Here is a 12338-nt window from a genome sequence, read left to right as displayed (position 1 = left end):
ATAAAAACAGTAGAAAATCTACTGTTTTTATTTATCTTCAAGTGCTTTAATTTGTTTACGTAATTTTAAGTACTTAATTGCAAAATAGCCGCTCATTGCGATCAATAATGCGATACCAATATACATAATCCATAAATCAAACTCGGATGGTGTATAGCGTCCATCTACATTACGTGTTAATAGAATAATAATCACAAGTAGGGGAACGACAACATAGGATCCTGTGTCTGTTTTTTTCGATTTAAGAGCACTCATTGAATTCAGTTTTGAATAATCTTCATCTGATATTTTAATAATATTTCGATCTTTTAGAAAAAAGAATTTTTCATAAAGATAAAAACCAATAAAGATTACTATTGAAACAATAACTGAAACAAGAAGAGATTGTCGCAGTAATCCGTAAGACATTACAAATCCGAGGAGAACCCAAAGATTTCGACCTGTTATGATATTCATAACTTTCATTTCACGTTCAAGAATATGATAACCTTCTTGTTTCCCTTTGATGATATAAAGTAAACGACGTCGTTTATCTTTTAACATATTCATCTTAAATAATTCTTCATCTGTAAAATTCATATTTCGCTCCTACCTAAAGTACACCATGATATTGTAAAGCGTACATAATGCCATCTTGATCAACATCGCGTGTTATAAAATCAGAAACTTCTTTTGCGGAATCACATGCATTCCCAAGTGCTACTGAATAGTTTGCATTTTTTAAGAAATCGACATCGTTATCGCCATCACCAAAACCAACATAACGTGATACATTGAGGTGTTGATTCAAGGTTATTAATCCGTTGTATTTTCCACCTTGGGTTGGAATGACTTCGAGATTTCCGAGTTGATCGAATGCGGTGTTTTTATCACCGATAAGTCTATTATAATCATCTTTTGAGAGCGTGTCGATATCATAACTAATTAAATTATAGATTTTTTCATTTTGATAGGATACAACAGGGTACTCAGCAGGAATTCCAAAATGCTTAAGTGATTCTAATAGACGCTTATTTGCTTTGCTTGTAAGCGTATTGCGAGCTCCTTCTAAAAGCAATGGACCTTTATTCACTTCAATAAGTTCATGAATAAATTCAGGTTCAAAGAAGATTTCAGAAATGACTTGTTGCTTTGAATCTAAAATGAGAGAGCCATTGGAAAGTACATATCCATCCCACGGAAAGATATCATCAACACCAGCTTCATGAATACCTAACAAACTTCTTCCAGTACATAAAGCAACCAAGTATCCTTTTTCTTTTAAGAGATACAGTGCATCCACTGTGCTTTGTGGAACGGTATGTGTAGTATTATCCAACAACGTACCATCTACATCAAAATAGAATATTTCATTATTTTTCATTTTATCACCTTAAATAGTATAGCATGAATGTGCTATGATACCCTTATGAAAATTGAAATCAATAGAAGCAAACGTAAAACAATGGCAATCTTGGTTCGTGATGGAAAGGTAATTGTGAAGGCACCCATCAATACATCCGATACTGTAATTGAGGCATTTATTACTCAAAAAAAATCTTGGATTGAAAAACATGTACAAGCTTATGAACCACTTGGTTATCATCATCAAACGATGAATAAACTTCGTGTTTTTGGTGTATACAAAAATGTGGAAACGTTAGAGGGAAACGTTTTTAAGATTTTTGAGTCAAGAGATTCGATAAAAATTACGACACCTTCATCGTTATCGGATGAACGTATCAACCAAAAGGTTGATGACTATTTTAAGAAACAGCTCGAAATACGGTTGGATTCGTTGGTGTGTTTGTATGCATGGCGATTAAAATTAAAAACGCCTCCCTTTAAAGTGAGACGTTATAAACGATTGTATGGTCGCTGTAATCAAAATCATGAGCTCGCATTTAATACATACTTATATCATGAGAGCATTCCATTTATTCATTATGTAGTTCTGCACGAATGCGCCCATATCTTTGAATTTAATCACAGTGATCGCTTTTACAAGGTAGTATCGTCGGTGATGCCCTCATATAAAGAAGTTATTCATTCAAATAAGATGCAACGAGCGATTCATCAGGATCTATAAAGATGCTCTTTTGTGTTGATACACTTACCAGTCCCGGATTAGCGCCTGGGATTTTTTTTATGTTTTTTGCTTGAGTGTAGTAGACCTCAACACTGCTGCCATGTCTTGCTTTTGAATAGAATGCTGCAAGGTGTGCACACAGTCTAATTTTAGGCTCATCCAATTCTGGAGTTTTGATAATGACATGGGTTCCAAATGTATTTGCGGCATGAAACCACATATCTTCTTTACGTGCAAGTTTAAAGGTTAGGTAGTCATTTTGGATATTATTTTTACCTACAAAAATTGTAGTTTCATCATCGTAGGTAATTGTGAGATAGTTCGGTTTTTTCTTTTTCTTTACGTTGTGTTTCTTCATTCTTTTTTGATTAATGATTCCAAGTGACATCAGCTCATCATTAATTTCTTGAGCGTCTTCAACTGTTGCTTGTTCGGCTTGTGTTTGAAGTTGTTCAAAATAATGGATGCGTGCTTCAGTTTTGTTAATTTGTTCTTCAAGATAAAATAAGCTGGTCTTTGCTTTTTGGTAGCGTTTAAAATAACGTTTCGCATTGTCTTTACCATTAAATCGAGCATCAAGTTCAATGGTTACTTCATTGCCCTCAAAGTCTGTAACAGTTATTTCATTATGGCCATTTGGTAGAGAACTCGCGAAAGCGAAGAGAAGATCTCCTTTTTCACGCAAATAATCACTGTCTTGAGCATGATCATAATCATCGTATAATTTGGGAAGTTTAATGCGACTCCGTTTCAATTCGCGTTTGATTAGTTTTAATAAATCACCCGTATGCGCTTTAATACGATCTTTTTGTTGAAGGTCTTTGAAGTATAAATCAAGACCTTCCATAATTGGTTCTATTTTAAAACTTTGATTGAGATGCGTTAATTCAATAATATGGAAATCACGTTCATACAGATAGATGTTTTGAGACTCAGACAAGAGTTTTATGATATCTTCAGGTTTCTGCGTTTTTAAACGATATGTAATCTCCCGTTCTAAAAGCGGCGAGATTCCATTAAATTGATTTTTTAATGCATCATCAGGATCGTAGGATGCAAGTTCTAAAAAAGATTTTTTATCAAATTGTGGTGGATATTCATAAAGACTACCACTTACAATTGCTCGCGAAGTATTTTCAAATGGGGATATACGTTTAAGTGCATCAATTATAATATTATTCGCATCAACGATAATAATATTTGCGTATTTCCCTAAAAGTTCAATAATTAAACGGTAGGGTCTAATGACGCCCATGTTATCACGATGCTCGATATGAATCTCTATAACACGATCAAAGCCGTATTGGCTTATCTGTGTGATTATACCACCTTCAAGATGCTTACGCATGAGCGTTAACAAATGAGTTTGATCAAGATTTGCAGTTGGTTTTTCTTTAGTCCATTGAACTCTACTAAACACAGGGTGTGTTGAGATGAACATATTCATTTTTTTTCCTGCAAAACAATGAAGCATAAATTCATGATTTGAAGGTTGAGTAATTTTATTTATTTTCACAGGACAATCTTCATTCATCATCCTAACAATTCGATTTAACAGTACGCCATCAATAGCCATATAATCTACCTCTCAATACTAATATTTAATATTATAACATTAAGTCCACGTGGTTTATAAAATTGTTTGACTTGTTATGGTATAATAAGTAAAATTATTAAAAGGGATGGTGTTTATGAGACGAGGATTATTAATTATTTTTTCAGGTCCTAGTGGGGTAGGAAAAGGAACAGTTCGTAAGTTGTTTTTTGATCGAGAAGAGTTGAACTTAGCATTTTCTATTTCGATGACAACACGCAAACCAAGAAATGGCGAAGTCGATGGACAAGACTACTATTTTGTTACTCAGGAACGTTTTAATGAAGCACTTCAGAATAATGAATTACTTGAGCATGCTGAGTTCGTTGGGAATCATTATGGAACGTTGTTAGCGGAAGTTGATCGTTTGAGAGATTTAGGTAAGAATGTATTGCTTGAAATTGAGGTCCAAGGTGCGCTCCAAGTTATTGATCGTGTTCCTGATTCACTCAGTATTTTTTTAGTACCACCAAGTATGGAAGAACTCAAGCGTCGTATTGAAGGAAGACAGACGGAATCTCAAGATGTAATTAATGAACGTCTTGAAAAAGCGGCTAAAGAAATGGAATTAATGAATCATTATCGTTATGTTATTTGTAATGAAGATCCACAAAAAGCTGCAGACTCTGTTGCTTTAATTATTAAAAGAAACATCGAAACAACTCTATAAGAGTTGTTTTCAGTCTATGGGAGGTGAAATCATTGAAATATTTAGAAGTATATATAGAAGAGAGTTTTTTAAATAATCAAACACTTACATATTCCGATAATGGTTTTGATGTTTCACCAGGAGTCAGGGTAATGGTACGAGTGCGTAATCGTCTGATGGTTGCCTTCGTTCATTCCGTAAAGGAACCCTATGAAACGACTTATACCGTAGCACCGATTGATTCTGTGTTGGATGAAGTGCCGATTTTAAATCAAGAGTTAGATGATTTGGCATTGTGGATGAGTTATGAGTACATGACACCGATGATTCGTTGTTTGCAGACTATACTTCCTAATAAGCTAAAACCTAAAAGTTCTGCGGGAACAATTAAAACAGAACGGGTTTTGAAATTAACAGGCCATTCGATGGGGTCTGATTTGACCCCAAAACAATGTGCTTTCTTGAAATATCTGGATCAAAACACGCCTCTCTCGCTTAAAGCAGCGCGACACTATTATTCAGATTATCGAAAACTCATCGAGAAGGGTTTTGTAGAGGAATTTGAACGTGAAGTTACGTATCAAGAGCAATTTATAAAAGCAGACTACCTAAAGCCTACTTTAACTCCAGATCAAATAGAGGCACTTAATAAAATTCAATTTGGTGTAGCAAGTACATACCTACTTCATGGTGTTACCGGAAGTGGAAAAACGGAAATATACTTAAATGCAGCGGCACAAGTGTTAAAGGAACAAAAACAAGTACTGATTATGGTTCCTGAAATTTCGCTAACACCACAAATGATTCAAAGGGTTTCCGAACGGTTTGGGGAAGATGTCGCAATCTATCATTCTGCTTTAAACGATCAAGAAAAATATGAACAATACGTTAGAGTCCAAAAACAGCAGGTTAAAATTGTCATCGGTACACGATCTTCGATTTTTATGCCCTTTGAACACTTAGGGTTAATTGTCATGGATGAAGAACACGATTCGAGTTATAAACAAGATCAAGTTCCCATGTATCATACACGTGACATTGCGATCAAGCGGAGTCAATTTCATAACTGTCCATTGGTTTTGGGTAGTGCATCACCAGCATTAGAAAGCTATGCACGAGCACTGAAGGGGAATTATCAACTTTTAGAACTTAATGACCGGATTAATCATACATTTCCAACCGTTACGCTTGTCGATACACGGACAGCACTTTATGAAAAGCAATCGCCTTATTTGACCCATACGCTTTTATCAGGGATTAAAAAGCGTTTAAGTGCGGGTGAACAAGTGATTTTACTTCTTAATCGAAGAGGGTACAATACCCTTTTGAAAAATGCGATAACAAATGAAGTATTACTCTGTGAGCATTGCGATGTCGCCTTAAACTATCATAAAGATGATCAAACGATTCGATGTCACATGTGCGGAGAAAGTTACCACCAACTACCACTTGTAGATGGTAAACCCCCTAAAATAATTGGAAGTGGTGTTGGTACACAGCGCTTAGTCGAAGAGCTTGAAGGGATTTTTCCCAAAGCGCGTATTGCGAGAATGGATGCCGATACTACATCAAAGAAAAATGCCCATCAACGCATCTTAAACGATTTTATTAATCATCAGTCTGACATTCTTGTCGGAACGCAGATGATTGCGAAAGGTTTAGATGTGGAAAATGTAACGTTAGTAGGGATTGTGAATGCGGACGCAACCCTTGCATATTCTGATTATCGTTCGGTTGAGTTAACCTTTAATATGCTCTTACAAGCCGCAGGTCGCAGTGGAAGAGGTCAATATCCAGGAGAGGTTATCATCCAAACAAGTAATCCAGATCATTATGCAATTGTTTGTGCAGTGAATCAAAAATATAAACACTTCTTCAAACAAGAAATGGAATATCGAAAAATAGCAGGATATCCGCCTTATAATTACTTGATTTCACTGGTTTTCTTAGATGAAGATGCACTGAAATCATGGCGAGCAGCAGAAGATTTTCAAAAGTTACTGAATGATCAAGACTTTCAAATTTTAGGTCCTACTGAACTGAGAAAACTTCAACGAAAACATCGTACCCGGATTATCTTAAAGGGTAAGAATTTAGAATCAATGATTAACATCTGTAATCAAGCATTACAGTTATATCGAAAAATTAACGGAACAGGAGTTGTTGTGGACGTTAATCCCATAACATTAGAATAATATGAGAAGAATCGAGAGTTATAAAGTACTGAGTGAAGTTTACTTTAAAGGACGACATGCGCATTTAGTACTCAAAGAGTTGGATTTACCTGCACAAGATCAAGCATTTGTGAGTGCTTTTGTTTATGCGACATTACAAAACAGTTTATTTTTAGATTATCAATATGAAGATTTAGTAGATAAAAAGTTACCCAAAGAAGTACGACTTGTTATTAAAATGGGATGTGCACAATATTTTAAAATGGACAAAATTCCAGACTATGCTTTGGTAAGTGAAACGGTTGATTTATGTAAAGCAATTGGGAAGCATCGCTATTCAGGTGTTGTGAATGCGGTATTGAAAAAGGTGATTGAACGCAATGAACGTGAAATCAGCGGGAGCGACCTTGAAGTGGCTTCAATTCAATATAGTATGCCACTATGGATTATGAAACTCTTATCGAAGCAGTACAGTGAATCCTTTTCATTAGCGTATGCGCAATATTGTCAAGATATTAAACCGACATATGTACGTTTTAATGCTTTAAAACCAACAACTGATGATTTATCGGATTTCATATTAGATGATCAGGATAAACATTTAGCTAAGCCTGCACTTTTTAAAAGTAAATATTTGCAAGAGGGTTATGTTCTTGTGCAAGATATCAACAGTCAAGAAGTCGTGCGTTGGATGGATTTAGAACCGTCATTGTCCGTACTTGATTGTTGTTGTGGTCCGGGTACCAAAACCGTGCAAATTGCAAATTATCTTGAAAATAGTGGAACCATAACGGGTGTTGAACTTCATGAATCACGTGCAGAAGCTACAAGAGCGCTTTTAGAACGTTGTAATGTTGTAAACGCGAATATTATTACCAGTGATGTCCTTCAGTTTCAAACAGATCAAAAATATGATCGAATTCTCGTTGATGCACCGTGCTCGGGATTGGGCGTTTTATCCCATAAGCATGATTTGCGATATCATATTTTTCCGCAAGATTTAGATGAACTCGTTAAAATACAACAAGAAATGCTTATCCATACATCACAGTTTGTTAAAAAAGATGGAATTCTGGTTTATTCCACCTGTACCTTAAATCGAAAAGAAAACGAAAAACAAGTCCAAACCTTTTTGGATCATCATTCAAATTTTGAACTGATTAAAGAGGTTACGCTTAACCCTGTTGAGACAAAGGGTGATGGGTTTTATATCGCTAAATTAAAGAGAACATGTTAATATAAATAGATAGAATAAGTGAGGTTTTCGCGTGAAGTATACAAGTATCAGTGAAATCGGATTAATCCGCAAAGAAAATCAAGACTATGTTGCTGTAGTTGAAAATGACAATGCACTTTTAGCTGTTGTATGTGACGGTATTGGGGGCGCGAATGCAGGATCTGTTGCGAGTCAAATGGTTGTGAAACTACTTCGTGAATCTTTTATTGATAAACGTGAATTTTCAAATCTAAAGGATATTCGAGCATGGTTTGATAAAGCTATTACCTCCATTAATCGTGCTACTTACCATGAGTCTTTAGTTGTGCGGGAGTATTCGGGTATGGGGACGACTCTTGTTGCTGTGGTAGTTTTAGGTGAAGATGTTATCGGATTTAATATTGGAGATAGCAGAATTTACAGTGTGAAAGATAATCGATTAAGCTGTTTGAGTCACGATCAAACGTATGCTTATGAGATGTATAAGCGTAATGAAATATCCAAAGAAGAAATTTATAACCATCCTAAAAGAAATATTTTAATGAATGCCGTTGGAATTGACGAGAATGTTGATTTTGAGGTTGTAACGATTACACCAAAGTGGGATTATCTTTTGCTTTGCTCAGATGGTCTTCATGGATATGTTCCTCAAGATCAAATTGAATCAACTTTTAAGATTAATGGTTTACTCGCTCAACGGAATCATTTGATGGAAATGGCGTATAAGGCGGGTGGATACGATAATATTTCAATCATCCTCCTTGAGGCAGATCGCCATGAATAGTATTATTGGAGAACGTTATCGAATTGTTAAGAAGATTGGTACCGGAGGGATGGCGGATGTCTACTTAGCATTGGATACTGTTTTAAATCGGGAGGTAGCCCTTAAAGTTTTAAGAGGTGATTTATCCCATGATCCGGTTGCACTGTTGAGATTTCAACGTGAAGCCAACGCAGCTTCAGGATTAAACCACCAAAGTATTGTTGAGGTGTATGATGTAGGTGAAGATGAGGGTCAGCACTACATTGTAATGGAGATGATTCGTGGTACGACTTTGAAACAACTTGTTCATCGTCGTGGTGCATTGGATAAATATGAGTCAGTCGCAATTATGCAGCAACTTGCCTCGGCATTGCAGCATGCTCATGCCGCTCATGTTATTCATCGAGATATTAAACCTCAAAATATTCTTGTTAAAGATGATGGTACCGTTAAGATAACTGATTTTGGTATTGCGCTTGCAGGTGATGCAATACAATTAACGAAATCAGACTCAGTACTTGGATCTGTACATTATATGGCGCCGGAGTGCTCTCGAGGGGAAGGTGCCGGGGAACAATCGGATGTTTATTCATTGGGAGTTGTATTTTACGAATTGTTGACCGGTGATGTGCCATATCGTGGTGAGACACCCGTTGAGATTGCAATGAAGCACATGAGAGAACCATTTCCTTCAGTGATGAAATTTAATCCAACACTGCCAAATTCAATTGCAAATATCATTGCACGGGCAACACATAAAAATAGAACGCATCGATATGCAAATATGAAGGAATTTGTAGAAGATTTAGACACATGTCTTTTGGAGTCACGTGCTGATGAGCCCTTGTGGGAAGCAACGATGGAAAGTGATGACGGAACTAAATTAATCGAAAAGTTAAATGGTGTAACTGAAACACTTCCAAATCAATCAAAACCCAAAAAGAAAAGAAAGATGATTGTTGGTGCAAGCTTACTGGCACTGGTCATCATCATCTTCAGTATTTGGATGATATTTGCTCCTAAAAAACCTAGTGATATCGAAATTCCAGATTTAGCAGGTCTTTCTGTTTCAGAGGCTAAGGAACACCTTGCAAATTTAGGACTCAATTACGCTCCGTCCTATTTATACGAAATCTCTGATAAATATGAAGACGGTAAGTTAATTGGGACGAAACCAGAGAAGGGTACGAAGGTACTTAAAGGTGATCAAATTAAACTGATTGTTTCTCAGGGTAAAATTTACACTGTAGAGGATTTTACAGGGAAATCGGTTAATGATGTGAAAGCGATTTTGTCGGATAAAAATATTAATATTAAAACTACTTCGGAGTACTCATCATCCGTACCGACGGGTCATATTATTCGTCAAGAAGGCTTGATGCCAGGTGATAAAATCAAACCAGAACAACGTTATGATATCGTTTTAGTCGTAAGTTCAGATAAAGAACTTGTTTTACCAGGGGATTTAATTGGTAAATCAATTGCGGATGCTAAAGCACAATTAGAAGGTCTGGGTGTTGAGGTAACAACTTCAGAACTTCCAACCCAAAATTTAAGCATTTCAGAGTTGAATAGTTTAAGTTATGGTACTGTAATTCGGTCAAATCCGATGCCAGGAAGCTATTATATCCAAAATTCCGGGAATTCTGTGACGCTTTATTACTATAGTGAGAGCAGTCGTCCAAAAGAAGAAGCGGATGAAAAAGAAGAAAAACCATCTGAACCCGAAGAAAAACCAGATGGTAGCAACGATAGGGAGGCATAATGAGAGAAGCAGTAATAACACGCATTGTATCAAATCGATATTCGGTTTATTTTGAGGGCGAATTCATTATAGCAACTGCAATGGGTAAATTAAGACTTGGTGACAAGCCAATTGTTGGTGATCATGTTCATATTGAAGAATTAGATGGGAAATGGGTAATTCAACAGGTTCTGCCCCGTCGCAATCAATTAATTCGACCACTTGTAGCTAATGTAGATCAAGCGCTTATTGTGATGTCTGCAAAAGAACCTGATTTTTCCTTTACACTTGTAAACCGACTCATTTTCCTTGTATCACTTCAAAATATTAATCCAATAATTATCGTTTCAAAAGGGGATTTGGCAGATTCAGCCTTGAAACAAAGTATTCTGGATGAATATGAACAATATGGATATACGGTCATCATGAGTGGAAAGGATATCTCAACAGATGCCCTTGAATCAGTCATGGAAAATAAAATTTCTGTTCTAGCAGGTCAAAGTGGTGTTGGAAAGTCGAGTATCTTAAATCGAATTAGTGATGATTTAGAGCTTAATACACAAGAAATATCTAAAGCATTGGGACGCGGACGCCATACGACACGTCATAATCAAATTTATCCACTCTGTGGAGGGTGGATTGCGGATACACCAGGGTTTTCTTCTTTAGATTTCAGTTCTGTTGATCCTGTTGAGTTATCACAATCCATTCCTGATTTTGTTCCGTTTATTGGAAATTGTAAGTATCGAGACTGTATGCATATTCAAGAACCGGGATGTATCATTAAAGAAAAAGTAGAGAGCGGTGAAATCTCAAAACAACGTCATCAAGATTATCTTGATTGCTTAACATTAATTAAGGAGGAGTCACGATGAGTAAAATCGTATCACCATCTTTATTATCCTTGGATTTTAAAGATATGAAAACACAGTTAAAACGCGTAGAAGTAGCAGGTGCAACATGGTTGCACTATGATGTCATGGATGGGGTTTTTGTAGATAACATTAGCTTTGGTCCATCAATCATGAAACAAATAGGTCAAGTTTCAGATTTATTAATGGATGTACATCTTATGATTGTTAATCCTGAAAAGTATTTTGATATGTTTATTGAAAATGGTGCTGATGCGATAACCTTTCATACAGAATGTTATGGTGATCCAACGCAAGGTATTGAAGCAGTTAAACAATTAAAGAAAAAAGGAATCAAAGCGGGTATTACGCTAAGACCGGGTACCGATCTCGATAAAATTGTTCCTTATCTAAAACACGTAGATTTGGTTTTAGTGATGAGTGTAGAGCCTGGTTTTGGAGGACAAGCTTTCATGCCTGAGATGCTTGAACGTATAAAACAACTTGATGAGATGAGAAAACTTAATAATTATGAGTATCTAATTTCTGTAGATGGTGGCATTAATGGTGAAACGGGTCCAAGAGCACGTCTTGCTGGAGCGGACATATTAGTAGCGGGAAGTTATGTATTTGGGGATGATATCGAAAAGGCGGTTTCATCGTTACTATGAAAATCGTCACAATCGTTTTAGGAGAACATCACGACACAATCATTGGAGATGTGATTGGTGTTGACTATGGTGCATTTGTTTGCGCTCGGGATGGAATATCGATGGATCTAGCCTGTGGCGATTTTGATTCTGTAACGGCAGTGCAATTCAAGGAGATTGAATTGCACTGTTCGCATATACACAAGCTAAACCCCATAAAAGATGAAACAGATTTCAAGTATGCATATTCACTTTGTAATGAATACGACATAATTCGCGTACTTGGCGGCCTGGGACGTCGTAAAGATCATGAGTTCATAAATATTATGACTGCGATTAAAGACTCGAGAATTGAGTTATATGATGATTTAAACAAAATAAAACGATATGACTCAGGGAGTCATATCGTAAATAAGTTGAATTATAAGTATTTTTCTATAATTGTGCTGACACAAGGTTTTATTACGCTTAATGGATTTAAATATCCTCTTACCCGACGAGAAATATTTCCTTTTGATGATTACCTCACTTCAAATGAAATGATCGGTGATACTGCGGAAATAATTCTCGAAGAAGCAAGTGTTCTCGTTATTCAAGCATGCGATTCATAATAAAAAAAACGGTGTAAA

12 protein-coding genes are annotated in these 12338 nt (G+C 36.2%); 9 read left to right on the top strand and 3 right to left on the bottom strand.

All coding sequences use genetic code 11. The features are described from left to right. Positions 1-27 precede the first annotated feature (27 nt). Positions 28-579: a hypothetical protein gene (locus EL194_RS08400; RefSeq protein ID WP_003773978.1), complete on the bottom strand. Its 552-nt coding sequence runs from the start codon at positions 577-579 to the stop codon at positions 28-30. A gap of 13 nt (positions 580-592) precedes the next feature. After that, entirely contained in the window at positions 593-1363 is a 771-nt protein-coding gene (locus EL194_RS08395; protein WP_003773977.1) for an HAD-IIB family hydrolase, read from the bottom strand. Between the two features lie 45 nt (positions 1364-1408). Between EL194_RS08395 and EL194_RS08390 the strand changes: the two genes are divergently transcribed. Further along, positions 1409-2068, top strand: coding sequence for a M48 family metallopeptidase (locus tag EL194_RS08390; RefSeq protein WP_003773974.1), 660 nt, complete (start codon positions 1409-1411; stop codon positions 2066-2068). Here EL194_RS08390 and EL194_RS08385 read toward each other — a convergent pair. Next, the gene (locus EL194_RS08385; RefSeq protein ID WP_003773971.1) at positions 2022-3644 is read right to left on the bottom strand and encodes an Rqc2 family fibronectin-binding protein; all 1623 of its coding nucleotides are present in this window, start codon (positions 3642-3644) and stop codon (positions 2022-2024) included. The genes EL194_RS08390 and EL194_RS08385 overlap by 47 nt on opposite strands. A gap of 115 nt (positions 3645-3759) precedes the next feature. Between EL194_RS08385 and gmk the strand changes: the two genes are divergently transcribed. The 8 genes from gmk to EL194_RS08345 are packed head-to-tail and all read left to right on the top strand — an operon-like array spanning position 3760 to position 12320. Next, complete coding sequence (gene gmk / locus EL194_RS08380) at positions 3760-4332, top strand: guanylate kinase (RefSeq protein WP_013853072.1); 573 nt, start codon at positions 3760-3762, stop codon at positions 4330-4332. A gap of 32 nt (positions 4333-4364) precedes the next feature. Beyond that, positions 4365-6506, top strand: coding sequence for a replication restart helicase PriA (gene priA, locus EL194_RS08375; protein ID WP_013853071.1), 2142 nt, complete (start codon positions 4365-4367; stop codon positions 6504-6506). A gap of 1 nt (position 6507) precedes the next feature. After that, a complete protein-coding gene (locus EL194_RS08370; RefSeq protein WP_003773964.1) occupies positions 6508-7722 on the top strand; it encodes a transcription antitermination factor NusB in 1215 nt (404 codons plus the stop codon). Positions 7723-7753: 31 nt separating this feature from the next. Beyond that, positions 7754-8485 (top strand): protein phosphatase 2C domain-containing protein, encoded by a 732-nt coding sequence (locus EL194_RS08365; protein WP_003773962.1) that lies wholly within the window; start codon positions 7754-7756, stop codon positions 8483-8485. Further along, positions 8478-10229: a Stk1 family PASTA domain-containing Ser/Thr kinase gene (gene pknB / locus EL194_RS08360; RefSeq protein WP_003773959.1), complete on the top strand. Its 1752-nt coding sequence runs from the start codon at positions 8478-8480 to the stop codon at positions 10227-10229. The genes EL194_RS08365 and pknB overlap by 8 nt, the downstream gene beginning before the upstream one ends. After that, the gene (gene rsgA / locus EL194_RS08355) at positions 10229-11083 is read left to right on the top strand and encodes a ribosome small subunit-dependent GTPase A (RefSeq protein ID WP_003773956.1); all 855 of its coding nucleotides are present in this window, start codon (positions 10229-10231) and stop codon (positions 11081-11083) included. Before pknB ends, rsgA begins: the two co-directional genes overlap by 1 nt. After that, positions 11080-11730, top strand: a complete 651-nt coding sequence (gene rpe / locus EL194_RS08350) for a ribulose-phosphate 3-epimerase (RefSeq protein WP_003773954.1) — start codon at positions 11080-11082, stop codon at positions 11728-11730. Before rsgA ends, rpe begins: the two co-directional genes overlap by 4 nt. Beyond that, positions 11727-12320, top strand: a complete 594-nt coding sequence (locus EL194_RS08345; RefSeq protein WP_003773952.1) for a thiamine diphosphokinase — start codon at positions 11727-11729, stop codon at positions 12318-12320. Before rpe ends, EL194_RS08345 begins: the two co-directional genes overlap by 4 nt. Positions 12321-12338: the final 18 nt, after the last annotated feature.

Origin of the sequence: Erysipelothrix rhusiopathiae (assembly GCF_900637845.1) — a bacterium.
In the GTDB taxonomy this organism is placed as follows: Bacteria; Bacillota_I; Bacilli_A; order Erysipelotrichales; family Erysipelotrichaceae; genus Erysipelothrix; species Erysipelothrix rhusiopathiae.
This window is presented reverse-complemented; position numbering and strand designations above follow the sequence as displayed.